This window comes from Synechococcus sp. SynAce01 (genome assembly GCF_001885215.1).
GTDB lineage: Bacteria > Cyanobacteriota > Cyanobacteriia > PCC-6307 > Cyanobiaceae > Regnicoccus > Regnicoccus frigidus.
In genome coordinates this window covers 60,609-83,914 of record NZ_CP018091.1, presented here as the reverse complement: position 1 = coordinate 83,914, position 23,306 = coordinate 60,609, and the positions used below count along the sequence as shown (strand labels likewise).

The window sequence follows — 23,306 nt, the reverse complement described above, 5'->3', positions numbered from 1 at the left end:
AGAAGCTCGCAGCTAGGAGTTATTCGCTGGTTGGGCCCGACCAAGGCCTGACAAAGCGACTGGCGTTTCAGCGAATTTATTTACCAGGCAGCAAGCAGTACTGAGGGAGGCCCTCATGCCGTCGCCACTGCTGCCCTGAACAGCTTGATCAGGTTGTGGGTGGTGGCCATCAGCGCCCATTCCCCATTCACCTGCTCCAGCACTCGTAATCGGAAGCGATCCAGCCGTCTGGCTCCCTTGATCTGACCAAATACCGGCTCGACTACCGTCTTGCGGAGGGCGTAGATCGCTTGGACCGCCTAGGAGCGGAGCTTGCGATCCATACGGCCGCGGGCGTCCAGGCCTTTTGGAGGGCTGCCCCAGGATTGCATGGGATTTTGTCCGTGTTTCTGCCTGTTGGTGGAATTGTAGGCATCCAGCCCTCGGTGCTCACAGGCCTCAAGGTTGGCGCTGCCGCAGTAACCCGCGTCCGCCGTGAGCACTGTTGGCAGTTGGCCGGTGTTGGCCCGTGTTCGCTCCAGCATGGGCAGCGAGTGCACCACATTGCTGGCCTTGTTGCTCACGCAGATGGCCACGATCACCTTGTGGTCGCTATCCACTGCGGCCTGGGCGTTGTAGCCCTGAATCCAGCCATCACTGCCCTTGAAGATGTGGCTGCCTGGGTCTGATAAATTCCTCAGCGCACTGGCCTTGTGGTTTCCCACTGCATCGGTGGTGAGCTTGCGAGAGGGCATCGCCAGGGGAACCCCACCATCTCGTCATCAGCTCTGTTGTCGGGAGTCTCAAGGCCTGCCGCCTCCACCTTCTAAATAGTCAGCTTCTGAGCGTCATCCGCCGTTTGCGGGCACCACGAGTACGCCGTGCCGCTCGCTTGCTGGCCTGGGTATCACCACTGGCTTGTGACTCAGCTGCTTCCTGCTCAGCTACCTCGGCGTGTCGTTGCCGATGTGAGGTCTCGGCGGCAGCAGCTTCTGCCTCCATCTCAACTTACCGCTGTGCGGAAGCCTGCGGCTAGGGCCTTGCGGATCCACTTCAGCCGGCTGATGCGCCGCTGCAGCTCCTGAGGAAGTTCATCACCCCGCTTGTCTTTGCCGTACTTGCCGTCTTCCTGGGCGTCGATGATCTCTGACTTGCGCAGCAGGGCCCGCATCTCGCCTTTCACTGCTTCTCGCATTTGAGCATCCGCTCGTAGCTCATGGCCTTGTGCTTGCTGGCATTGTCGCGGATCTTGGTGCCATCCAGCGCCACATGGCCCAGGCTCACCAGCCCCGCTTTCTGGCAGAGTCTCAGTACCTAAACAAAGAAGCCGGCCAAAGTCGTGAGATGGTGCCGGCGGAAATCGCTGATCCGGCTGTGGTCGGGCAGCTGGTTTCCGGTCAACACGCGGAAGTCAGCGACTTCCCAGCAGGCTTTCTCGATTTTGCGGGAGCTGGACAGCCCTACGCCGTAGGCGTACGAGAGCAACAGCACCAACATCCGCGGCTCATACGCATTCTCACCCCGGGGATCTTTCTGCTGGTAGACGGAGTGGATCGCCTCCAGATCAAGATCAGCAGCAAGCTCCAGCATGAAGAACACCAGGTGGTTCTGAGGCAGCCAGCCACCGGTGAGGGCGGCAGCAGCTGCGTCTGCTACGTGTTCCAGGGACGGAAGACCTGGGCTTGACCATGGCCCATTCTCTCGCCCAAAACCATTGTAGTCACTTTGTTCAGGGCAGATTTCAGGGCGCCTGTGTAAAGCTCGGATGCTGATCTATGAGCGACAAGCTCCTAGACGGCTTCTCTATAACAACGCACTAGTCATGTACTCAAGCCCCCGGATGTACGTATGAGAGGGGTGTCAACTTTCCTGACCCCTTAGCCATGGCTTGGCACGCTTCGTCTTCTGAATTGCAGGCCCCAGGTCGCGCTTTCTGCTTACACGATGCGATGGAACCAGGAGCGCTGACTAGAAGCTCAGTGGTACCTCGATGCTGGCGGCAGTGCAGGCGCTCAACTCACTCATGCGGTGCTCGCAGCGCCGCAGGTGATACAGGACGGGTGACCGCGGGCTCGGGTACTTACGGCGCCAGTGTTCGCCGGCCTTGATCAAGCGGGCGGTGCGCCAGCGGTAGAGGGTGCTGACGCTGATGCCGAGGGCGCGGGAGGCTTCTGGCGCCCCAAGCCATGGGGTGGTGCTCATGGTGTATCTCGCTGGATGAAGGGCTGACGCCGGCAGAACTCGTCGCTGATCAGCTCGATCAGGGCGGCGGGGCCGCTCTGGGACACCAGGTCGATGGCGGCTTCCAAGGCGGTGTTGGGCAGCTCGCGCAGGTGGGTGGTGATGACGCTGCTCGCCGCTGTTGTTTCCGTGGGGCTCATGGCTTGCTGGCGTCGAATGGCTTGATGGTCCAGAAGGGATTGCCGCGCTTCTGGATCGCCTCGCCGAGCTGTTCGCAGAGCTGCTTCTGCTGCTTGACCTGGGCCTCCAGGGCCTTGATCGCTGGCGGGTAGGACCAGGAGACGCGACCTTCCTGCCGGTAGATGGCGAACCCGCTGACAGTCGGCAGGTTTTTCTCCGGCAGGGCGCCGATCTCAACCATCTGATCAAGGGTGTCAGTGGCGGACTGGAGGTTGGCCTGGGCATCGAGGACGGCCTGCTTGGCTTCGGCGGCCCAATAGAGGGCGTCAGCTACTTCTTGCGTGAGCGAGAAGGGCGATGGCGAGGGCTCCGAACAGGAAGCCAGAGGTGGCGCAGCAGAGGCCATAGGCATGGAGCTGGGCGCGTTGATGGCGGCGACTGAAGTGACGTGGGTTTTGGCAGACATCGCTGCAGGGGAGGCAGAAGGACGGTGGGATGCGCCTGGAGCGCGGGAAGCAGGGCAGCTCGGGACCGTTCACGCTGAAGCAGGATCGGTAGGACTACCTCTGCATTCTAGCGCTAGCGAACGCTATTTCAGATCAGAATGGACGCCAGATGGCGCTGTAGCGGTTCATGGTCTGGCGCCACTTGCGCCGGCAGTCGTCGGCCCTGTGGGTCTGGATTTCGCACTGGCCTGGGCCGGACCAGATCGTCAGTCCCCGCGAGAATTCCAGCCCGAAGCGCTGCTCGGCCATGCTGATTCCGGCGCCGATCTGGGCCCTGGTGTCGTACTTTCTGCCACTGGCCGAGAGCGTCTTGAGGTCAGCCATGCCGTGGCTGCCATCGGGAAATCTCAGGATCAGATCCATCGTCCCGGCGACGTTGTCTTCCAGGTCGTAGACCATCACCTCGGCTCCCACGACAGTGATGTGAGCCCAGAGCGGCTGAGCGAACAGGGGCCGGATCCAGTCGCTGTAGGCCCCGTAGCGCAGTCCTGCCGGCTCGGGTGGCTGGCTGCAGTCGAGCCGCTGGCCGTCAGTGTCGTTCAACGGCCACAGCTCGCTGGGGGCACCCCAGCGGTGCAGGGCGAAGTGCTGCATGGCGGCGTGAACCGTGTTGCCCCTGGGCTCCCAGACCGTGCGCCAGGCCTCGATCCAGCCCAGGGCGTCCTCCGATTTGCAGACCTTGGCGATCACGCCTGTGATCGAGATCGGGAACTGGTGCGCTGGTTGCTGCAGCCAGTAGGTCCAGGTGCTGTTGTCGCGGCGCAGGGGCAGCCGCTGCAGCCAGGTGACCGGCGCCCTGGCAACAGGGAGAGGAGATCCAGCTGCACTCATCTTGTGGCTCGCTAGAAAATTAAGACTAATCTAGCGAACACAAGTCTATTGCTGATCATGGCCGTGCCCGTTCCCCCGACTGTGTCCACGCCGACGGCCTCGGTCGTTTTTCTGCTCCAGCTCGATCAGATCGCCTGGATACGAGCCCATGCCGCGGGCAACGCTTCGAGCTTCATGCGGCGCCTGATCGCTCAGTTGATGGAGGACGAGCGCCGGGATGTGGAACGGCTGGCCCTGGCCCACTGCCGCAAACAGCGGCAGGAAAGTGGCGATCCAGCAGCTGAGCCCTCGCCCGTGCGATCGCTGGCGACCTGACTGAGTGCCGCCCTGCTGGCCGCTGTTTCGCTGGCCGACCCGCTTCGCTTCCGCCACCATTTCCCTCGATGAGTGCGACAACACCGGATCGCTTCCTGGCCTTCCCGCACCAGCTGTTCGAGCTGTGCCTCGCGGGTGATCACAAGAACTACATGGCCCTGTACCTGTGCATCAGGCAGCGGGCCGCTGGCAATGCCCTGGGTTGCTGGGCCTCGGTGGCCACCCTGGCTGCCCTGTCGCGCATGAACCGCGATGCGGTGAAGCGTGGGCTGGCCTGGCTCTGCAGCACCGGCTGGCTCGAGCGTCTGCAGCGACCGGGTCGCACCAGCGTCTATCGGGTGCAGGACCGACCGAGGCCCGCGGTCCCAGCCCAGAGCCAGACCCGGCCCTCAGATGGGGGCCACCCCAACGAGGACCTGGCCCCTAAGCAGGGGCCAGCACCCGGCCATCAAACAGGGGCCAACACCTGGCCCCTGTTTGATGGCTACGAACTAGATCCCAGGAACTACAAGCCAGGATCTAGAAAAGAACTGATCCTTTCCTCTGTCTCTAACGCGCGCAAGCTGGCTCCGTCCGACCTGGCGGCTGTGCCTGACGATGACCCGGAGATCTGCCCGCCCGATCGGGCGCCGGTGCTGGTGCCGCTGCCGGCTGAGCGGGATGACTTGGCCATGGGTGCCGCCCGGCTGTCGGTCATTGCGGCGGTCAAGGCGGGCTTGCCGGTGGTGATCGGCGCGGCGCGGATGCCGACCCGCTCCCGGCCGCTGCAGCCCGCTGACTTTGTGGCCTACAACGCCCTACCGACGGCTCTGGTGGTGGCCTTCCACCGCACCTACGCAGACCTGAGTTCGGCAGCGAGCCAGGAGGCCAGGCGCCGCCGGCGTGAACTCCAGGGCGATGACCCGGAGCCAGCGCCTGCAGGCGGGCCACCCAAGCTGGCGCTGGTGTCTGAGCCTGATGCGGCCGCCCGACGTCTGCCGTTGCCGGTGGCCGAATTGCCACCGGCCCTGCGGCCGATCGCCGATCGCATCGAGACCTACTGGCTCGCCCGCAACGGCCCGCGCAACCGGGCGGTGTTTCTGGCCCTGCTCGAGGAGCTCGAGCTGGTGCAACGCGCCGCCGGCTGTGACTCGGTGGTGGAGCTGCTGCGCCAGGGCCTGCAGGCGGGCTGGCCAGCGCTCAATGGCCGCAGCTGGCTCAGGCGGCAGTCAGCCCAGGCCGCACCCCAGGCCGCAGCGTTGCCGCTGATGAACAGCGGCGCCTATCAGCTGTTTCGCAGCCCCTGATAGCGGACGCAAAGCCCTAGACTTCTTCTGTCAGTCGCTAAGGCACTTTTGTGTTCCTTGTGCCTCCGAGCCACAAGCGTGACGCGGGTGATCGTGAGATCAGCTTCCGTCACCCGTCGTTTGCCTGCCTGGCCTGCAATGACACCGGCCTGGTCACCAACGGCGATGGACTGGTCAACAGCCATCTGGCCGATTACGACTGCCTCCGCGATGGCCGCCCCAACTCCGGCTCTGACCTGGCCCTGGTCTGCAACTGCCCCGCTGCCACGTCCCGGCCTGCGGCTGACAGCCAGGGGCGCGGCGGCTATCGCGAGGCTGACGGCCGACTGCGGCGACTTGGTGATGGGCGCTCGATCGGCTCTGAGCTGACGGCGGCCCAGCTCGATGACCTGCGCAGGCAGCGAGCCAAGGCTTGGGCCGAGACCGAGGCCACCATCAACGGCTGGCGCCGGCAGCAGGCTGCTGGCCTCAGCCCCGCCCTGCCCTGGTTCATTCGCGAGACCGGGGATGAAGTCCGCCGCGCCACGGCGCAACTGGCTGAGCGCCCTGCCAGTGCCGGTGGCCTGCAGTCGATCGGCTCCTGCCTCGTTGAGGCCCTGGCTGGACCTTCCCTGCCCAGGCCATGACGCGCCAAGTGCTCACCGAGGCCTGGCCAGCGGGGGCCTGCCGGCGCTTCTGGCGCGACCTGTCCTTGCCCTTCCGCTCAAGAATTGATCATTTTTTTAAGGCCCTAGCCCTTTCCCTATCCCTCTAGCGGTCTGTAGGCTCGGATTGCTTCGCTACGGCTCATGGCGAACCCGTCCAAACAACGAGGTGACCGCGCTGAACGGGAGCTGTCTCAGCTGCTTTCCCTGCTGCTCGGTCAACCGATCCGCCGCAAGCTCGGCGCTGGTCGGCTCGATGACGTGGGCGATCTTGACGGCCTCGATGGCTTCACGCTTCAGGTCGCTGACTGGGCCGATGTGGCCCGCGCCGCCCGCGAAAAACCCCTCGGCGCCGAACGTCAGCGCCGCAACGCCTGCAGCGATCACGCGACCACCTTCGTTCGTTTCCGAGGCGGCTCCTGGCGCTGCGTGCTCACCCCTGAGCAGTGGGCGCGCCTGGTGCTGCTGCTCACTCACAAGCCCTCGGCGGCTCCGTCCCCTCTCGCCACTTCCGCCGCAACCGATCGCTCGACTGCTGTTCATCCCTCTTCCTGGCCTGACCTCGATGGGTAATCCCCTCCATTCCCAGCTTCCTTCCCCCCAGGCCCGTCTCCGTTTCGGAGCGACCCTCGGCCGCTGGATGGAGCGCGGCGGCTGGAGCAGTGATCTCCCCCTGCGCTGGGGCAAGGCGGCAGGCTTCCCGGCCGTTGCTGACTCCACCTTCAGCCGGATGCAGCGCGGCCTGATCGAGCAGCCCTATCCGCTCACCTTCATCCAGTTCGGGGTGATGAACGATCGCCTGCATCGCATGGATTACGGCCTGCCCGCTGACGATCCCCTGGTGGAGCGCCTGGCCCGCCAGCGTCCCCTGGAGCATGAGGACGGCCAGATCTGGACGGCGACCGACTTCTTCTCGCACTTCATCGGAGAACTGGAGGCCCCGGGCTGGGCCCAGGAGAGGCCGCTGCCGAGCCTGGCTGAGGCTGTGGAGCTCAGCGCCGATGTCGCCGAGCGCTTCAAGGTGATCGCCAAGGAGCGACAGGTTGATCTGCCTCAGGCCTGGACGGATCTCGCCGCAGTGGTCATCGACTCCCGCCAGCCGCTGCTCAGCCGCGCCGAGCTCGAAGTGCTGCGCAATGTGCTCAGCGGCTGGCATGTCTGGACGCCTGAGCAGCTGCACGCCCTCTACGACACTGACGGCGAACTCAGGCCCCTGCTGGCGCTGCAGCAGTGGTCCACGGGCCAGGTCGCTAAGCCGCAGTCACAGCTCGCTTTGAACTGAGCCTGCCCGCGCCTGACGCCCAAGGCAGGAGCTGAGTCCTGTTGCCTGGCTTTGGCTCGCGTTGGCGCTGGCTGGGAACACTGAACGGACGCGCCTCCGGACAGCTGCTGAGCGGCCGCCGGCCCGCACCATCATGCTTGCTACCTTCTACCGCTATAGATACTCTATAGCGAACGCTAGTGCTAGATTTAAGCGACACTGCCGGCCCTCCATGACGGTTTCCGCGCCAGCTTCCGCTCCATCCGGCCAGCCCGTTGCCGCTTCCGCCACGCACGGCTCCATCGGCCTCGCTCTCCTCGCCTTTCACCGTCACGTCGGCCCCATCTACAAGGCCTCCCAGGCCAAATACGGCGCTTTCGCCAACCTCCAGACCGTCCTTGAAGCGGTGACCCCTCCCCTGCTCGATCAGGGACTGGTGCTCACCCAGACCCTGCACCCCGCCGCCGATGGCGCCAGCCTGCTGCGCACCCGGCTGCTCCATGCCGATACAGACGAAGCGATCAGCTCTGAATGGCTGATCCCCTCCCTCGACGCCTTACTCGTCCGCAGCCATGAGCTGCGCCAGGCCGTCATCGAGCGGTTCCCGATCGACCTTGCCCTCGCTGCTGCCGGTGCCGTTCCCTTCAGCCTGCCGCCACGGCCTCCAGCCCCAGCCGCTGATCACCCCCCTCTCACTGATCCAGTCCCTGCGGCCAGCAACGGCGCCAAGCCTTCCCTCCCCGCACCTTCTGCGCCTGAGCGCCCCCTAGGCCTGCGGCTCGATGACCAGCTCAAGGGCCTCTACACCCTGCTCGGGCAGCTCGGCACCACCACCAATCCGCTTCACTCCCTCGGCGGTGTGGTCACCTACCTCCGCCGTTATCAGATCCTCTCCCTGCTCTGCCTCTCCGCTGAGGACAACGACGGCGACGAATCCAGCCACCGAGAACCGGCCGCCCAGCACCACAGCTCCACCGCAGCACCCACCGGCATTGCTGCCCAGGCCTCTGCTGCTGGCGCCCAGCCGACCGCTCCCACGCGCAGGCGCCGCAGCAGCAAGCCCTCCCTTCCTGCACCCTCGGAACCAACAGCTGTTCAGGATCCACAGCCCGCTCCAGCTCCTGCCGCTGCCAGCCAGCCGCCTGAGCAGCCTCACAGGCTCAGCTCCACCGAGGTTCAGGAGTTGATCGGTGAGATCCGCACCCTTCCCGCCGAGGTGATCCCCCAGATCGTCTCGGACTTCCGTTCACGCTTTGAGCTCTCCTCCACTGCCCTTGTCTCCGATTACATCCAGACCGCCGATCACGCCGCCTTTCTGCGTGATCGCATCGCCCAGCGGCGCCAACCGGCGGCGATCTGATCACCCTTCTTGATCCCATCCATGGATGACAACAGCGCAACGACCGGACTGGTCGTCATCGACCTGACCAGCCCTGTTCCTGATCCTTCCTTTGCCGCCTGGTTGCTGCGGCAGCGCAATGGCCAGTTGCATCAGGAACTCACCGAGGCCCTCTCGCGCCTTTCTTTGGCCGTTGCTGACACCAGCCTCAACGGCGAGCTGACCCTCCAGGGCAAGCTCAGGCTCTCAGAAGACAATGCTGAGCAACTTCTTGTCTTTGATCTGGTCACCCTCAAGGAACCACGCCGGCCCACACCGGCCCATGCGTTCTGGTTCGACGAAGACACCCTCAGCCTCAGCTCCACCCTGCCGCTGTAGCAGAACCAGCTCCCTGAATCCGCTCCCTCTCCCCTGCTCCGGATGGATCTTGAGGCGATCCATCACGCCGCTGGGGGTGAGCCTGATGGCCAGCGGTCTGGGGAGCTTTGAGCCATGGCAGCCGCAGCGCCTGGCCAATCGCCTGATCAGCCCTTTCTGCCACGACCTCTGCGCCGCTATGGCCGCCGCACGGCTGCCAGGCGGGTCACAACCAGTCTCTGGCCTGATGTCTACGCCCATCTCTCCTCCTACGCCTCCCTCTGCGGACTGACGCCTTCTGGCGCGATTCACGACATTCTTCGCCGTTACTTCAACCTCTCCACTGATCTTTGAACCATGGGTCTTCCTCGCCTCACCGTCAAGCTGTTTGATCCCAAACCTGGCAAGAGCTATCTGGGTGCAGGAAATCTCACGATTCCTATTTCTGACGTTCATGCTTTCGCCGAATGGTTGCTTGGCCAGCCCGGTGAACATGATGACTACCTGAAGGAAAACGTAGTCAAGTTGTTGGCCTTCGAGTATTCCAATACCTCACGCAGTGGCAACAGTTATCGCACCGTGCAACTCAAAGATCCAGCCAGTATGGGCGGCCCTGGTGACTATCAGACCCAGCCCCTATCGCAACCTGATCATCTCCAGCCCAGCCGCTACGGCCACCCCGCAGGTGATCAGTCTCCTTCCATAGACAACACCTTCGACCATGAGATTCCCTTCTGATCCAGATACCACCGCCGCGCTCTGCGCCGTTGAGCAGCTGGCCCGGCTTGTTCTCGATGCCTTTGAGCGTGAGTTCTGGGCTGGCCGTCACTGCCGCTCCGCCCTCGCAGCGGCACCACTGCGGGCGATCGTGGCCCAGCTCCCCGCCCCACCTGAGCCGCCGGCTCCTCCGCCCTATTCCTCAGACCCTGAGCACGCACGGCTCTACGGAGAAGCGCTCAATCTTTGGAATCAGATCCACCACACCCATGGACGCCTGCATGCGCTCCTGCATCTCCTTGATGGCCAACGGCCGCATGGTTGAAGCGTGACTCCCGAACGGCTCCGCTTCTGGCCTCCCTCTGACGGCAGCTTCCTGGCCAGTGTTGGCGAAGGCCGTTTGCCGATGACCCACAACCCCAGCCGCTGCGCTTCTCCTGTCTGCTGTTGCGTCCCGCTGGGCAACGACTCCAGCCCGGCTGGCACCACCAGGGAGAGCCGATGAGCGCGGCAGCAACGAACCCAGCAGTGCCCACCACCCTGCTGATCCTTGACACCGAAACCACTGGCCTTCAGGCCCCAGAGGCTGAGCTGTGTGAGATCGGCGCGGTGCTCTTCTCTGTGCCCCACCGGGCCGTGCTGCAGCAGCTCTCCTTTCTGCTTGGCGTCTACGAGAACAAGGCTGAGCCCGTCAATGGCATCGATGCTGAGATCACCCGCCTGGCGATGCCGCACCAGCAGGCACGCGCTCTGTTCTTCTCTTTGGTTGACAGCGCTGATGCCCTGCTGGCCCATAACGCCAGCTTTGATCGCCCCTGGATCGAATCCTTCCTTCAGAAGGCACTTGGCGCCACCCCAGCGATCCCCTGGATCTGCAGCTACGAGGGCATCAGCTGGCCCGATCTCAAGCCCAACCCCTCCCTTGCCAGCCTGGCTCTGGCCCACGGGATCCCTGTCTGGTCGGCCCACCGTGCCCTGACCGACTGCACCTACCTGGCCCAGGTGCTGCAGCGGGCCCCGAACCTGGAGCAGTTGCTGCTTGAAGGCCTTGAACCTCGCCATCTGGTGGCCGCTGATCTGCCCTTCTCCCGGAAAGACGAGGCCAAAGAAGCGGGTTTCCGCTGGGAGCCTCAGGCCAAGCAGTGGCGCCGCCGCCTCACCAACGCGCAGATCGAGGCCCTTCCCTTCCCTTTCACCTGGATCAACGCCTGAACCTGAGCCGCGAAACACGGGACTTCCCGCCGGCTGAGCGGCCTGCTCAGTGCAGCCGCTCCACCCGCACCGACTTGCCGCTGCGCCGCAGCAACTGCGCATAGCGCAGGCAATCGCGGGTGCCGGCCCCGCCGGGAAAACCGAGCACCAGCACGTCTCCCTCCACGGCTGCCGCCGCCATCACCGCCGCTTCCAGCATCTTGCGATTGCGGATCGGCCCGGCTGCCTGCCGGTAGCGATCCCACTCGGCGCTCACCGCGACGACTGGCCAGCCCAGCCGCCGTGCCGCCCGATCCACCAGGGAATCGGCACCACGGGCGCCGCCATGCAGCAGCTGCAGCACCGCCTGGCCGCCGGCTGCTTCCTTGATGGCTGCTTCGACAACAGCTGGTTTCCAGGCCAGATCCCGCCCTCCGCTGGTGACGATCACCACGGGACCCCTGAGCGGTAGCGCCGTTGGCAGAAGGCCCAGCTGAACCCCCAACCGAAGGCCACCAATCGCACCAGTTCGCTCAGCGCCAGCACGCACCAACAACCAATCCCTAACGAACGCTATTCTACTCCTGATTGGCCTTTATGCGCTAACGCGCGACAGCCAGCTGGCCTCAGGCGCCTGGCCACCGCAGCCGCGGGAAGGCCGCCGTGCCGCCGTGACCTCAGCGCACCAGCCCTGCGGCGGCAAGGGGAATCCATTACGCCAACGCAAGGGTGAGGCGTCAGCCGAACCTGCGCAGCCCTTGCGTGGCGTGACACCCTCAACCCCCGCCGACGGGCGCCAGCATTGCTATGACTTCTTGGTTCTGTATTCTTGGGTTCGCTACCGTTCGCCCCTGGCGGTGCTGCTCCTTCCTGTTGTGGATGTTCGCCTACAGATCAGAGAGAGCCTTGCCCTTGCCCTTGGCGAGATCGATCGTTCGTACCGCGAACCCGCTGTTGACATCCTCCGTGATTCAGCGCCGCATGAGGACGACGACGGCAACCCTCTCTGGCCGGGGGCCGCCAGCGGCGCCAAGCTCAGCGCCAAGGGAAAAAAGCGCCACGGCGAAGGTGTTCGCTTCCCCCAGCAGGTCAGCAAACCTCGTCCCAGTCGCGCTGAGGTTGAAAACCGCGTCGCCCATTTCCAGCTCTGGATCGCTCAACGCCAGCCGCGTTCTTTCATCCGCGATCAGGCCTCCATCCTCTGGGACATGACTTCGGAATGCACCCTGCGCAAGTACATGCGCGTGGCGCGTTCTCGCATGGTTGAGGAGCTGGTGGATGACCGGCTCATGCACCAGGCCGAGCAGATCTACGCCCTGATGGATGTCGCCCGCCGCGCTGCTGATGCTGAGCAGTTCAGTGCTTCCGTTGGTGCCCATCGCGTCATCTGCGAAATCGCCGGCCTGCTCCGCGCTCCTGTCAAGGCGCCAATGCTTTCGGGGCCATGAGCAACCTGCTTGGCCCCCGACCGCTTGCCCCGCCTCCGCGCCAGCTGGCCCTCAGCGGCGGGCTGCTGCACTCACCCCTGCACGGCGATCCATGGGCTGATCTTGGCCTGCTCGGCCTTGCAAAGTCCGCTGCCGCCAACAACGCCACGGCACCCCTGGCGCTGCGGGCGTTCATCACCGAAGTCTTCCCCCGTTACGCCTTCCACCGCTGGAATGACGAGCTGGTTGCCCTGCTCCAGGCCATCGCCGATGGCGATCTTTCGCGGCTGATCGTCACCTGCCCGCCGCGGCTGGGCAAATCGCTGCTGATCTCCAAGCTTTTCCCGGCCTACTTCGTCTATCGCCACCCGCACCTGTTCGCCGCCATCGCCAGCTATTCCGGCGAGCTGGCCTATGCCCATTCCCGCGAAGCGCGGCACTTCTACCGGGCCAGCGGCAGCCTGCTCTCCCGTGATTCAGCGGCGGTCGGCAACTGGCTCACGCCCCAGCGCGGTGGCTGCATCGCCGCTGGTGTCAATGGCCCGTTCACCGGTAAGGGCTACAGCCTCGGCATCCTCGATGACCCCTACAAAGGCCCGGCTGATGCTGGTTCCCCTCGCGTGCGCGAGCGCCTGATGGAGTGGCTGCGGGCTGTCTGGTTCACACGGGCGGAACCGGAATCGATCGAGGCCGGTGATGGTGCCCGCCAGCGCAACCTCTCGGCCCAGATCCTGGTGCTCACGCGCTGGGAACACGAGGACGTGGTGGCCTCGCTCCTGCTTGATGAGGCCGGTGAGGCCCCCCAGCGCTGGCACATCGTTGACCTGCCGGCCATCGCCCAGCCGCCAGCTGAGCGCCAGAGCTTCCCGCCGACCTGCAGCGTTCACCCTGACTGGCGGCAGCCGGGTGAACCCCTCTGCCCTGAGCGCTTCCCCCTCGATGAGTTGCTGCGCATCCGTGGCCGCCTCGGCTCCTACTGGTGGAATGCGCTCTACCAGCAGCGGCCCTCACCCTCCAGTGGCGGCCTGTTCCAGCGCAGCTGGCTGCGCGGACCGTTTGAGCGCCGCCATCCCCGCCGCTACGCCTCGCTGGTGTTCTCCTGTGACCTCTCCTTTAAGGGCGAGGAGACCAGCGATTTCTGCGGCTTCGTGCTGATGGGCCTGCTGCAGAGCGACCCGCCCGGCCCCAACCAGCCCCAGCGATCAGCCACTCCCCCGTCGCCTCACCATCTGGAGATTGAGGTGCTCTGGGCCGCCCGCCACCGCTTCGGGCTACCTGACACCATCGCTTTCCTGCTCCACAGCCTCTCCGCCCTGGAGCGCCAGAAGCTGCGCCCCAACGCGGTGCTGATTGAGGACGCCGCCAACGGCCCGGCCGTGCTCCAGACCCTGCGGCGCAAGGTGCCGGGCCTGCTGCCGATCACCCCGAAGGGCTCCAAGCTGATGCGCGCCCACGCTGTCGCGCCCCTGCTGGAAGCCGGCCAGTTGGGCTTCCATCACCGCGCCGCTCCGCTGCTGGAGGAGCTGCCCCGCTTCCCGCGGGGCTCCAAGGACTTGGTCGATGCCTTTGGCCAGGGTGCCCTCTGGCTCGAATCCCGTTACTGGCGCGGTCTTGGCATCAAGCGGGAGCCGCTGCCGATGCTGCTGACCCGTTGAACCGTTGTGCTGCAGCTCTGCCTGCCGTTTCAGTTCGCGCTGGTTCACGCCTCCGCCTGGCCCCGACCATCGGCCCGCGCTCGCCATCGCCGCCGACTCGTCTGCTCCTGCTCCGGTTTTCAACAGCTGGCGCTCAGCCTCACGCCTCGCCGGCCACCACGGAGCCGGCCCCAGCGCCAGCGCTCACGCCCGCGCCTCTCGCCAGCCCACGCCCTGGCGCTGGAGCACCTCGAGCTGGCCGACAAGATCGCCGGCAACTTCGCCCGGCGCACGTCCCATCCCTTTGATGATCTGCGTCAGCTCGCGGTGATCGGCCTGCTCAAGGCCGCCGCCCGCTTCGATGGTACGGGTGGGCGCTCGTTTCGCCCCTACGCCCGCACCTACGCCAACGGCGAGATTACCCACTACCTGCGGGACCACGGCTTTGCCATCAAGGTGCCGCCCTCCTGGCGCGACCTCTACGCCAGCGGGCAGAAGCTGCTGCGGGAAGGACAACCGCCCGATGCGATATCGCAGCGGCTGGGGATCACGGCCGAGCGCTGGCGGGAGATTCAGGATGCTTGCTCGATCACTGTGATTGCGCTGCAGCCGGATAGCTGAAGGGTTGGCTCTTGACTTGTGAACGACCTAGCTCAGATGCCGTAAAAAGCAGAGCGACGACAGGAGCGCCGCTTTTTACGGTCAGCTGGAGCGCCTAGTTATGTTTCCATTCTTGGATCAAGCAGATACTCCTTTACTCCTAAATATTCTTACCAGCTGTATCCACTCCGAACCGTCAACTTCATCATCAAAGTCTGAAATGGAAAACCCCCGCTCTCGAACAAGACGCTGCACGGTATCAGAATCCAAACAATATATAAGCTTATTGATCATTCTTTCATCATCGTCTCCAGTAAAGCCACTAAACATATTTCTCAATAGTTGTTTTATGTCATCCATCGTTAGTAGCTGCAAATCAGGACAAGATGAATTACGAATGAATACTCTTGTTGCATCATCATCCCAATTTGAGAAATTAACTAACCGACATCTACGCATAGCGACACGCAAGCGATCGAATTCGTTACCATGTGTATCATCTTGAATCCGCGATCCAAAACGAGGCCAATAGGTGCCGGTCAATCGATCACAGTTCAAACACTCTACAATTTTTATTAACGCTTTTTCATCATCATCACCAGTTGGACCATCCAGTAAAGCCTGAGTCATTGAATTCAGACGCTCCTCAGAAAGAGCATTAATTTCGTCGCATGACATATCCCTGATCTCTGCTCTGGCTCTATCATCATCTTTATCGTTAAATAGCCCGCCTAGCCAATTAAAAAATTCCACGATTGTATCGAGTATTGCACCTAATATGACACCGATTATCATAACTATCATGGCAAAAAATGTGATGATTACTCCACCTAACCCTCCCACTCCACCACGTGCGTGCTTCTTCCAAACTTCGTTGTACCAATCCCAAACAGCCTTTGTCCATCCTAATCCATATTTCATTTAAACATCCTCCAATTTTGTAAATGTTGTTTTTCCTGAATACTTCTCTTGTGAAACATAACTTGTTATTGGATGGTTTCCGTGAACCACCGCCGACTGCTCATCCTTTTCCGAGAACCACGGCTCAAGTACATCGGGGGCATAGTAAGAACCCAGTCGCATTAAAGCCTTTCAGATTTATCTCCATAAGCGTAGCCATGGTTCTCGGGCCCGAGGACCACTTGTTCATCACGCTACACAATCTCTACCGGGCTGCTGATCCCAGGCGACCCACGATTGAGAACATGGGTATAGATCATGGTCGTTCTCACATCTCAGTGACTCAGGAGTTTCTTGATCTTGAGGTTGTTCATGCTGCCCTGCAGTGGTCGGGGGGAAAGCGGGTAGCGCCACTTGAAGTCGTTGGAGAACAGCCTTGAGACAACCGTGGCGTTGGTCAGTCCATCCCCCTGTATTGGCCTGAGCGCCGTAGCCCAGACCTCCCTCAGGGCTCCTGTGGAGTTTCAGGGCTGCTCTCTCCGCAGCGCCGCAGAACGGCATGAATCACTGCCGGAGCGATCCTGAAATCGCTGTCATGCAGTTGGGACAGCACGGCCCGAGCCGACGGGATCAAATGGCGCGCTCGGGCCATGCCGATGACCGCGGCTGTACCTGCAATCGACAGCCCCAGGCCCTGGGCCACGGCCCGCCCTGAGCGCTCGTCGATCAGCAACAGCGCCGGGCCCGGATGTGCAAGGGCCAGGCGAATGCTGGCCGCTTCTCCCTCATCGAGATCCGGCAGGTCAGGCCCGGCTGGGATGGGTCCAGCAATCTGGAGCCAGCCAGCCTCCAGTGCTGCGGTGATGCGCGCTTCTTCTGCAGGGAAGCCTCCGGTGATCACTTCATCGGCCACCACCGCTTTGGGATGAGGACCTCCACCGAACAGCTCCTTCAGCCAACCGATCCCGTTCACACGGGCGAGGCCGATCAGAGGGCTGGCGTCACTGATGACGACTGCAGCCATTGCTCCAGGGTGTCAAGGTCGGCGTTGGTTTCGGCTTCCGTCAGACGGATCACCGGGATCCCCAGCCGCGAGAGATGGGAGATGAAGGCGGAGGTGTCCATCTCGGCGACCCGGGCGGCGCGAGCCAGGGAGAGCTCACCATCGCGGAACAGGGCGGTGGCCAGCGCGGCCCGCACGCCCGGTGCCTGCAACAGGCCGCCCTGATCGAGGCCCATCATCACCGCATCGGGATGGTCCCTGTTGAGCACGACGACCATGCCCTGCTTGGACTGGCGCAGGGCCTCGGCCGGATTGTTCTTGAGGCCGCTGACGCTGACGGCATGCATGGCCCATCCCTCCAGGGATGATCTGATGGGATGACTCTAAGGGCGATTGAGAAGGGAGCAGGCAGGCCCCCTCCTGGCAATAGCCCCCAGCAGCACCAAGCCCTTGGCCTCCAGGAGTCGCAGCCGATCCCGCAACAAGTGGCTGCCGCTCTCTCCAACCGAGCAGCAGGCCCGCGCTGCCTCCAAAGGCACTCCGCTGCTGCAGCCCTGGCGGGAGCATCCCTCCTTGGTGGCCGTGCGTGATCGGCTTCAGCTCGCCTACGACTGCTGGAACCTGCTGCAGTCACCGGAAGGCGCCTGCCGCCGCAGCGTCTATCTGCCCCAGGGCCACAAGGAGCCTTCCCTCTCCTACGCCAGCCGCATCGAAGCGGCCCGGCCGACCGGCTTTTTCCGCGATGCCCTGCGCACCTATGCCGGCATGCTCTCCTTCCTTCACCCCCGCGCCCTGCCGAGCAGCCTGCTCCGCGTGCTCGGTGATGTCGATGGCCACGGCACTGACCTGTCGGTGTTCCTGTTCGTTGCCGATCTGCTCGTGCTGCGCGATGGCGGCTGTCTGTTGATGGTGCTGCCGCCCGAGCACCGCTGGCCCTCCGAGGGTCATCGCCTCGATGCCATCGCCGCTGGTGATCGCGCCTCCCTGCCCCGGCTGCTGCTTGTGCCCCGTACGGACCTGCTGGACTGGGCACAGCCGAATCCGCAGGCGGCGCCCCACGGTCTCTGGTGGCGCCAGGACCGCCGCCGGCCTGTGACGCCGCGGCACCATGACCTGATCCCGGTGCATTTCGTCGGCGCCGATGGCCGGGAGTTGCGGCCAGCTGAGCTTTGCGACTGGACCTACCACCGCCTGCTGCTCACACCAGATGGCATGACCCAGGCGTCGTTCGCCGCGGTGCCCAGCCCCCGTGAACCCGGTGGTTTCAGGGCCCAGCCCCTTGGCACCGCCTTGCTTAGCCCCAGGTTGCATCAGCTTCCTGCGGTCTGGTACGCCGCCGATGGTGCGTCCTTCGGCCATGGCGATCTGCCGCACCTCGGTCTGGCCCATCAGTACCTGACGCACTACCGCCTCAAGAGCGAGTACGAGGACCTGCTTTCGCGCTGCGCCCTGCCGGTGGCCGTGCGCAGCGGCCTGGTGGATCAGTTCGGCAACGTGCCGGATGCCGATGGCGATGAGCGCCCCGCCGAACCGCTGGTGCTCTCCACCAACACCTTCATGGACCTGCCTGCCGGCGCGGACTTCGAGTGGAAGGAGATCCGCGCCCGCTCCCTGGCCGAGCACCGCGCCTACCTGCAGATGCTGGATCAGAACATGCGCCGCGATGCGCTCGTGCCCGCCGAGAACATGGGCGCCGGCCGCAGTGAACAGGAGATCAGCCTCACAGCCGGGCAATCCTTTGCGCTCCTCCAGTCGCTGGCGACGCACAAGACCTCGGTGTTCTCCACCCTGCTGGGCCACTGGTGCGCTCTCACCGGTGATCCGCTGGAGGCAGGAGCCGGGGTGTCGCTGACCGTGACGCCGCTCACCCCGCCAGCTCGGCCCCTGCCCTCAGTTGGTGAATGGCTCACCCTGCATGAGCGCGGCGTGATCAGCAGCGCTGAGCTACGCCACCAGCTCGCGCTCTCCAGCGCCCCAGGCGTGGTGAACCCCATGGCAGCAACGGCTGATCCGATCGCCGTACCCAGCCACCAGCCATGAGCGATCCCACCACGAACCCCTACGCCTGGCGTCCCACTGATCTCGAAGCCATCCGCCGTGCCCTGCAGATGCCTGCAACGGCACCAGCCGTGCGTGCCATCAATGACGCCATGGCGCAGCTGGAGGCCAGCTACCCCGATCCGATCCCCAGCGCCAAGGCGAGCCTCGATGCCATTGCCTTGATTGATGCCGCCCTGCTCGCTCCACCTCCCCCGCTTGACCCTGATGCGCCACCGCAGAACGCGGTGGTGACGAAGGTGTCGCGCAAGGGCGCTGCCATTCCGATCCCCGAGCAACTGCCGACAAAAAAGCTGGATGTGATCGAGTACGCCACCGATCTGCTCATGGAGGAAGTGGTCACCGAATACGAGATCCCCAGCGCCGACCAGGCGGCTGCCGCTTCCGCGCTGGCGCCGGCCCAGCAGCGCCGTCTTCACGCGCAGACGATTCTTCCTGATCCTGCCGAGTCTGCGCAGTTGGCAGGCCAACCCCCAGCCCAGTAGTTACCAGGGCTGGATCCTGCGCGGCTGATGACCATGTCCGCCTCGCCGTTGCAGGTTGTCGCCAATGCCCGGTTGCTGTTCTTTCAACCCCAGCACCCCGGTTCCAGGGAGCCGGTGATCGTGGCGCGGCATGTGCTCGATGTCTTCATTGCCCAGCAGCGCCTGATCTCCAACAACACCAACGGCCCTGGTGTCGATACCGGCGACATCCTCTGCGAGGGCTACATCTGCCGGGCGGCGGTGCTCGATGCGCTGCGCCCCTACGCCTGGGACTTCCTTGATGCCAGCCAGCCCTGGCAGGGCAGCGGCCTGCGCGGCATCTACCAGCCGCCTGATCTCACCGACCCCGACACCGGCATCACCACGACGCCCCCGGCCACCACCTGCTTTGCCCCCTGTGATGGCCTCTGCTGGCTGGGTGATCTCTCGGGCCTCCAGTCGCCCGGCCTGCTGCCCCCACAGCCGCGAGCTGAGCTGCTTGGCCTCTCTCTGCTGCTGGTGGGCCAGGCCTATGGCTCCGGTGGCATCGGCGCCTTGGTGCAGCCACAGCTGGGCGAGAAGGTGGTGCTGGCGCTCAAGCCCAACCGCGTGCTGGTGGTCAGCCCCGGTGACACATTGAGCGTGATTGCGGAGCGCTACGGCACCACCGTGCAGACCTTGCGCAAGGAGAACCCTGAACTGGCCAGCTACGAAACGATCACCACCGTGGAAGGCGACACGCTCAACCTGCTGGCTGGTCGTCATGGCACCACGGTGGACACCCTGCGCAACCTCAACCCGCAACTGCTTCGCGCTGATGGCCACCTGGTGCTGGAGGGCGACACATTGGCCGTGCTCGCTGAGCTCTATGACACCACCAGACCCACCCTGCGCGAGTACAACCTGCCGGATCTTGATCGCTACCCCGGCGCTGAGCAGCTGCCGCTGGGCCTGGTGGTGAACGTGCCGGCGATCAGGCCCAGCAGTGAGCTGGACCCTGGCCAGGATCTGTGGTGCCAGCGATCCGGCCCTCGACCCTGCTTCCCGCTGGCGATGGATCCGTCTACCGAAACTGCGCGGTGTCTCGGTGACCGATGACCTCTGGGATGTGGACCCGACAGAGCAGCCCACGCCCGATCCCGATCCCGATCCCAATCCCGATCCGACTTCGCCGCTGGTTGGTTTCTCTTCGATCCGTCTTAAGCGCTGGCAATAGCAGGCAGGAGCAGAGCCCGGACGGGCTGCTCCCATCAACCACAGCCGCGATGGGTGGACCATGCCTCAAGCCTTCTTTGATCAACTCGCTGCAGCTCAGCAGCGCTACGTCTCCTTTGATCAGCGCAGCACCAGCCCAACCAGGTGCCGGCGACACTGACCATGACCATGCAGCCGATACCTCGACCTGGAGGATGAACGCTCGACGAGGACCAGGACGACGAGGAACCCCTCGATGACATTGCTGGCGATGAGCCGAGCCCGAGCCTGCTCCCCGCGGCGCGCAGATCAGCGAGGCCCTCAAGGCGAGCGCCGTAAGACCAACAACCTGGAGCGCGATCTGCGCACCTTGAAGCGCCAGCTCTCCCAGTTCTCCAAGATCAATCCCGATGAGTACGAGCGGCTGCAGGAGGCCGAGCGGCAGAAGGAACAGCTGGAACGTGAGATTGCCACCCGCGAGCGCCAACTGGAAGCCTCTGCTGCCCGCAAGGTGAAGCTGGTGGCCAAAGAGCGTGATGAGGCCCTCAAGCAGGTGGATGAACTGCGCAAGGATCGCTGCTGGAGCGCTTGTTCATTGATGCCAAGGGGCGTACCGGTGGCGACAACCGTGGCAGCTTCTTTGAGATCTTCCGCTCTCAGGTTGGCGCTGAGTTTAGGCTCACAAAAGATGCCAATGGCCGTGACATTCTCGAGCCGATCGACAGCAAGGGCAGCACGATCCTTGGCGATGACGGCACCCTCGCTGCTTCTGAGCACGTGGAGTCGTTGCGCACGCACCCGGTGCTCAGTTTTCTCTTCAGCCAGCGCGGCGGCCTTGGCCCGAACACGGTGATCGCTGAGTTCGATGGCAATGGCCAGACGACCAACCTCCAGAGCATGACCACCTCAGAGCTGTACCTGGCCAGCTATGGACCCAAGCCAGCCGGGGCCAGGCGCTGATCCCAGCTGCAGTGGCTACTGATCTGGACAGAGGCAACGACTGAATCTGCTGGCCCGAGCACATCTGTGCCGGGCCTTTTGTTTGGAGAAGATACGGGCAGGAAGCCGGTGTGGTTCTCGTATTAGCTGTTGAACGGCGCCGTCGATCTTGCTGTGAATGAATTGATCGACAATCAAACGCGACGGTGCAAGATAAGCAGAGGTGTACGAAAATAAAAAACCAAGATCCAAAAAGGGGTAACTATCCCTAGAACTGAGAAACGCGCGGACATTGCATCGGAAATGTCGCAAAATCTGGAAACACCAAACACCGCACCAGGAGGCATCACACGAACAGCGGTAACGAAGCCCGAGCAGGCGCGAGAGGAGAAGAGAAGCTGTGGTGATGCCGGCTGCTGGCTTTGGTGTGGCGGCACAGGCGCGAGGCAGTGGAATTCCGAGTGGGAGCGAGCGGGTGGAGCGGCCTGGAGCAGCCGCCTCCAGGAGCAGAGCGCAGCGCAGCGGCGACGATGTCCTATGCCTTCTGGCGGCTTCTAGATGCCATCTGCAGGCAGTTTTGGCGGCTTTGAGCCGCCCTGGCCGGTGCTACACGACCCAGGAGAGCGGGAGTTCCTGATCGGCCTCCTGCTGCTCGCTTTGTGGCTGGAGATCGCGCCAGCAACCGGTGGCGATGGGTTGTGGCTCAACCCAGCGACCGGCTTTGACTTCCTCCTGCCAGGCCTCGATGGTGGCCATGAGCTGTGGATTGGCCGGTGCCAGCCGTGCCGACGCGACAGCGGAGAGCTGGCCATTGAGCCAATGAATGCCGCTGCCGAGAGCGAAACCGGCGCCGTAGGCGATGGAGCAGCAGAGGAAGAGTGTGGCGAGGCTGTGAGCCAGCACGGGGCGCAGCAGGGACTCGGTGGTATGGGCTTGCATCGCAGGAGAGGCGAAGAACCCAGCCCCCACGCCCGTGGTTCAGCCGGATGGGCTAAGGGCGGCGAAGCCGCTTGCGTAGCCCTTGACGCGGCCGGCGGCGCCAGCCCGAGAACGCAGCGATCGGCTGCTGGCAGCCCAGGGCACCATGGGTTGCGTTTCGCCCGTTCCGATGCGCCCGACCTCTGAGTCGCGGCCGGTGCTGGTGGGCCCGAGTCTTGCTGATGTTGCTACCTGCGCGGCTAAGGCCGCGTCGTCGTAGGCCGCGCTATCAGCCTGGTGCAGCACCTAAGCCTCACACCGTTGGTTCGCTTCAGCTCTTGTGGCGAGCAGGAGCAGAGAAAAGGGCCGCCGCAGCGGCCCGGAGGGCTCAGATCACCGAGACGGTGCAGCCCTTGGTGCCCTGCAAGGAACGGGCGATTGCGAAGGCCTTCTCGGCAGGCACGAAGCGCATCTTCTTGACGGGCTTGCCGCGCTTCCCGAAGAACTGCTGCTCAAAGCTGTGAGCGCCTCCCTTGATCCCTTCGGGATAAAAGTGAACGATGACGCGGCGGATTTCGCAGGAGGGTGCTTGCAGTGAGGCCATGGCCAATACGGTGAGGAACCCGATCCCATCGCACGGCTCGCGCAGGGAAGGCAGGGGCCGCGTAGCGGCTTGCGCAGCCCTTGCCGAACTGAGCAGGCCAGTGCAGCTTCCGGGTTCTGCTCGGCGTGGCTAGGCCGCAACGCCCCAGCTCTTGCTGCCTAACGTTTGAGTTTAGCGCCGGCTAAGTTGTCAGCCTCGAATGAATATTTAGGCACCACCGACCTCACGCCCAACCCCTGATTCTGGCCGCCACATATGGAGCTAGTGCGGTGACAAGCAGAACAATTGGCCAAATATTGCCACCCTTGAAAGTGTACGCTTCAAGAAGTTCCGGCCAAGATTTTCCCTGAAAGATACTTCCAAATATAAACTCGAACAGCAAGGTAAGACAGAGCCAACCAAAGCCGATTACGGCGTAACTTACGGCTGGCGCTCGTCCTAACCACGACATCGCATAATACGTAACTGTCAAAAGTAGTCCCGACAGCAAAATGCCACTAATGATTAATCCCGACGATTTGCCAATCGCTGGAATAATGACGGCTTCTCTGAGCGCACCATTTGCGATTGCCAGCACCAAGATGCCCAGCCACACTGCGAATGCCTTAAAAGTGATCGCAAGAGCCATAAGTCTCTCCTGTGGCGCCCAACTCTGCCCCTGGGTGGCAGGCAGAGAGCCTAGGGCGGAGAAGCAGATTGCTTGAGGTGGGCCTGTCCACTCGAGGGGCTGGTTAGATGCCACTGCCCATTCAATCAAGTTATGGACTCAGCCAGTTAT

The 23,306-nt window shown here is 63.6% G+C and carries 33 protein-coding genes; 19 read left to right on the top strand and 14 right to left on the bottom strand.

What is annotated here, in order from left to right; all coding sequences use genetic code 11:
* Window positions 1-299: 299 nt before the first annotated feature.
* The 7 genes from BM449_RS00450 to BM449_RS00420 all read right to left on the bottom strand — a co-directional run bounded on the left by BM449_RS00450 (window position 300) and on the right by BM449_RS00420 (window position 3,677).
* On the bottom strand, window positions 300-734 hold the full coding sequence (locus BM449_RS00450) for a transposase (protein WP_071799639.1): 435 nt from the start codon (window positions 732-734) through the stop codon (window positions 300-302).
* A gap of 248 nt (window positions 735-982) precedes the next feature.
* Entirely contained in the window at window positions 983-1,174 is a 192-nt protein-coding gene (locus BM449_RS00445) for a hypothetical protein (RefSeq protein ID WP_145537017.1), read from the bottom strand.
* 119 nt (window positions 1,175-1,293) lie between these two features.
* On the bottom strand, window positions 1,294-1,569 hold the full coding sequence (locus tag BM449_RS00440) for a transposase (RefSeq protein ID WP_145537013.1): 276 nt from the start codon (window positions 1,567-1,569) through the stop codon (window positions 1,294-1,296).
* Between the two features lie 378 nt (window positions 1,570-1,947).
* A complete protein-coding gene (locus BM449_RS00435; RefSeq protein ID WP_071799636.1) occupies window positions 1,948-2,181 on the bottom strand; it encodes a helix-turn-helix domain-containing protein in 234 nt (77 codons plus the stop codon).
* Window positions 2,178-2,360 (bottom strand): hypothetical protein, encoded by a 183-nt coding sequence (locus BM449_RS00430; RefSeq protein ID WP_071799635.1) that lies wholly within the window; start codon window positions 2,358-2,360, stop codon window positions 2,178-2,180. The genes BM449_RS00435 and BM449_RS00430 overlap by 4 nt, the downstream gene beginning before the upstream one ends.
* Window positions 2,357-2,752 carry a hypothetical protein gene (locus tag BM449_RS00425; protein ID WP_162922795.1) on the bottom strand — a complete coding sequence of 132 codons (396 nt, stop codon included), beginning with the start codon at window positions 2,750-2,752 and terminating at the stop codon, window positions 2,357-2,359. Before BM449_RS00425 ends, BM449_RS00430 begins: the two co-directional genes overlap by 4 nt.
* A gap of 187 nt (window positions 2,753-2,939) precedes the next feature.
* Window positions 2,940-3,677, bottom strand: coding sequence for a hypothetical protein (locus tag BM449_RS00420; protein WP_071799633.1), 738 nt, complete (start codon window positions 3,675-3,677; stop codon window positions 2,940-2,942).
* A 63-nt stretch (window positions 3,678-3,740) separates the two neighbouring features.
* On the opposite strand from BM449_RS00420, the gene BM449_RS00415 reads away from it, so the two are divergent.
* The 11 genes from BM449_RS00415 (at window position 3,741) to BM449_RS00370 (ending at window position 10,808) form a co-directional block, all read left to right on the top strand.
* Window positions 3,741-3,992, top strand: coding sequence for a hypothetical protein (locus tag BM449_RS00415; protein WP_145537008.1), 252 nt, complete (start codon window positions 3,741-3,743; stop codon window positions 3,990-3,992).
* 68 nt (window positions 3,993-4,060) lie between these two features.
* Complete coding sequence (locus tag BM449_RS00410; protein ID WP_071799631.1) at window positions 4,061-5,278, top strand: helix-turn-helix domain-containing protein; 1,218 nt, start codon at window positions 4,061-4,063, stop codon at window positions 5,276-5,278.
* Between the two features lie 50 nt (window positions 5,279-5,328).
* Window positions 5,329-5,904 carry a hypothetical protein gene (locus BM449_RS00405; RefSeq protein WP_071799630.1) on the top strand — a complete coding sequence of 192 codons (576 nt, stop codon included), beginning with the start codon at window positions 5,329-5,331 and terminating at the stop codon, window positions 5,902-5,904.
* Window positions 5,905-6,066: 162 nt separating this feature from the next.
* Window positions 6,067-6,495 (top strand): hypothetical protein, encoded by a 429-nt coding sequence (locus tag BM449_RS00400; RefSeq protein WP_071799629.1) that lies wholly within the window; start codon window positions 6,067-6,069, stop codon window positions 6,493-6,495.
* Window positions 6,488-7,204: a hypothetical protein gene (locus BM449_RS00395; protein ID WP_071799628.1), complete on the top strand. Its 717-nt coding sequence runs from the start codon at window positions 6,488-6,490 to the stop codon at window positions 7,202-7,204. The genes BM449_RS00400 and BM449_RS00395 overlap by 8 nt, the downstream gene beginning before the upstream one ends.
* Window positions 7,205-7,415: 211 nt before the next feature.
* Complete coding sequence (locus tag BM449_RS00390; RefSeq protein ID WP_071799627.1) at window positions 7,416-8,543, top strand: hypothetical protein; 1,128 nt, start codon at window positions 7,416-7,418, stop codon at window positions 8,541-8,543.
* Between the two features lie 21 nt (window positions 8,544-8,564).
* A complete protein-coding gene (locus tag BM449_RS00385) occupies window positions 8,565-8,900 on the top strand; it encodes a hypothetical protein (RefSeq protein ID WP_071799626.1) in 336 nt (111 codons plus the stop codon).
* A gap of 114 nt (window positions 8,901-9,014) precedes the next feature.
* Window positions 9,015-9,233, top strand: coding sequence for a hypothetical protein (locus BM449_RS00380; RefSeq protein WP_071799625.1), 219 nt, complete (start codon window positions 9,015-9,017; stop codon window positions 9,231-9,233).
* 3 nt (window positions 9,234-9,236) lie between these two features.
* A complete protein-coding gene (locus tag BM449_RS00375; RefSeq protein WP_071799624.1) occupies window positions 9,237-9,617 on the top strand; it encodes a hypothetical protein in 381 nt (126 codons plus the stop codon).
* Window positions 9,601-9,921 carry a hypothetical protein gene (locus BM449_RS14745; protein WP_145537006.1) on the top strand — a complete coding sequence of 107 codons (321 nt, stop codon included), beginning with the start codon at window positions 9,601-9,603 and terminating at the stop codon, window positions 9,919-9,921. Before BM449_RS00375 ends, BM449_RS14745 begins: the two co-directional genes overlap by 17 nt.
* A 176-nt stretch (window positions 9,922-10,097) precedes the next feature.
* Window positions 10,098-10,808 carry a 3'-5' exonuclease gene (locus BM449_RS00370; RefSeq protein WP_083544296.1) on the top strand — a complete coding sequence of 237 codons (711 nt, stop codon included), beginning with the start codon at window positions 10,098-10,100 and terminating at the stop codon, window positions 10,806-10,808.
* Window positions 10,809-10,854: 46 nt separating this feature from the next.
* Here the strand turns inward: BM449_RS00370 and BM449_RS00365 are convergent, their stop codons facing one another.
* Window positions 10,855-11,292: an SLOG family protein gene (locus tag BM449_RS00365; RefSeq protein WP_162922794.1), complete on the bottom strand. Its 438-nt coding sequence runs from the start codon at window positions 11,290-11,292 to the stop codon at window positions 10,855-10,857.
* A gap of 166 nt (window positions 11,293-11,458) precedes the next feature.
* Here BM449_RS00365 and BM449_RS00360 point away from each other — a divergent pair, with 166 nt between their 5' ends.
* Genes BM449_RS00360 through BM449_RS00350 form a run of 3 tightly spaced genes read left to right on the top strand, consistent with a single transcriptional unit; the run spans window position 11,459 to window position 14,469 of the window.
* Window positions 11,459-12,235 (top strand): hypothetical protein, encoded by a 777-nt coding sequence (locus tag BM449_RS00360; RefSeq protein ID WP_233830858.1) that lies wholly within the window; start codon window positions 11,459-11,461, stop codon window positions 12,233-12,235.
* Window positions 12,232-13,869, top strand: a complete 1,638-nt coding sequence (locus tag BM449_RS00355; protein WP_071799622.1) for a terminase — start codon at window positions 12,232-12,234, stop codon at window positions 13,867-13,869. Before BM449_RS00360 ends, BM449_RS00355 begins: the two co-directional genes overlap by 4 nt.
* Before the next feature lie 6 nt (window positions 13,870-13,875).
* Window positions 13,876-14,469, top strand: a complete 594-nt coding sequence (locus BM449_RS00350; RefSeq protein WP_071799621.1) for a sigma factor — start codon at window positions 13,876-13,878, stop codon at window positions 14,467-14,469.
* A 117-nt stretch (window positions 14,470-14,586) separates the two neighbouring features.
* Here BM449_RS00350 and BM449_RS14740 read toward each other — a convergent pair whose 3' ends face one another.
* From BM449_RS14740 to BM449_RS00340, 3 genes are all read right to left on the bottom strand, one after another.
* On the bottom strand, window positions 14,587-15,369 hold the full coding sequence (locus tag BM449_RS14740) for a hypothetical protein (protein WP_145537002.1): 783 nt from the start codon (window positions 15,367-15,369) through the stop codon (window positions 14,587-14,589).
* 484 nt (window positions 15,370-15,853) lie between these two features.
* Entirely contained in the window at window positions 15,854-16,372 is a 519-nt protein-coding gene (locus tag BM449_RS00345; protein ID WP_071799620.1) for a DUF3368 domain-containing protein, read from the bottom strand.
* Window positions 16,336-16,698: a UPF0175 family protein gene (locus BM449_RS00340; protein ID WP_071799619.1), complete on the bottom strand. Its 363-nt coding sequence runs from the start codon at window positions 16,696-16,698 to the stop codon at window positions 16,336-16,338. Before BM449_RS00340 ends, BM449_RS00345 begins: the two co-directional genes overlap by 37 nt.
* Window positions 16,699-16,801: 103 nt before the next feature.
* Between BM449_RS00340 and BM449_RS00335 the strand changes: the two genes are divergently transcribed.
* The 5 genes from BM449_RS00335 to BM449_RS00320 all read left to right on the top strand — a co-directional run bounded on the left by BM449_RS00335 (window position 16,802) and on the right by BM449_RS00320 (window position 21,027).
* On the top strand, window positions 16,802-18,391 hold the full coding sequence (locus tag BM449_RS00335) for a DUF4055 domain-containing protein (protein ID WP_071799618.1): 1,590 nt from the start codon (window positions 16,802-16,804) through the stop codon (window positions 18,389-18,391).
* Window positions 18,388-18,894, top strand: coding sequence for a hypothetical protein (locus tag BM449_RS00330; protein ID WP_071799617.1), 507 nt, complete (start codon window positions 18,388-18,390; stop codon window positions 18,892-18,894). Before BM449_RS00335 ends, BM449_RS00330 begins: the two co-directional genes overlap by 4 nt.
* Window positions 18,895-18,921: 27 nt before the next feature.
* On the top strand, window positions 18,922-19,971 hold the full coding sequence (locus tag BM449_RS00325) for a LysM domain-containing protein (protein ID WP_071799616.1): 1,050 nt from the start codon (window positions 18,922-18,924) through the stop codon (window positions 19,969-19,971).
* Window positions 19,961-20,089, top strand: coding sequence for a hypothetical protein (locus BM449_RS15510; protein WP_257785593.1), 129 nt, complete (start codon window positions 19,961-19,963; stop codon window positions 20,087-20,089). Before BM449_RS00325 ends, BM449_RS15510 begins: the two co-directional genes overlap by 11 nt.
* A gap of 566 nt (window positions 20,090-20,655) precedes the next feature.
* Window positions 20,656-21,027 (top strand): hypothetical protein, encoded by a 372-nt coding sequence (locus BM449_RS00320; RefSeq protein ID WP_071799615.1) that lies wholly within the window; start codon window positions 20,656-20,658, stop codon window positions 21,025-21,027.
* Window positions 21,028-21,612: 585 nt separating this feature from the next.
* Here the strand turns inward: BM449_RS00320 and BM449_RS00315 are convergent.
* The 3 genes from BM449_RS00315 to BM449_RS00305 all read right to left on the bottom strand — a co-directional run bounded on the left by BM449_RS00315 (window position 21,613) and on the right by BM449_RS00305 (window position 23,156).
* Entirely contained in the window at window positions 21,613-21,945 is a 333-nt protein-coding gene (locus tag BM449_RS00315) for a hypothetical protein (protein WP_071799614.1), read from the bottom strand.
* A gap of 367 nt (window positions 21,946-22,312) precedes the next feature.
* On the bottom strand, window positions 22,313-22,528 hold the full coding sequence (locus tag BM449_RS00310) for a hypothetical protein (protein WP_071801795.1): 216 nt from the start codon (window positions 22,526-22,528) through the stop codon (window positions 22,313-22,315).
* Between the two features lie 223 nt (window positions 22,529-22,751).
* Complete coding sequence (locus tag BM449_RS00305; protein WP_071799613.1) at window positions 22,752-23,156, bottom strand: hypothetical protein; 405 nt, start codon at window positions 23,154-23,156, stop codon at window positions 22,752-22,754.
* Between the last annotated feature and the right edge of the window lie 150 nt (window positions 23,157-23,306).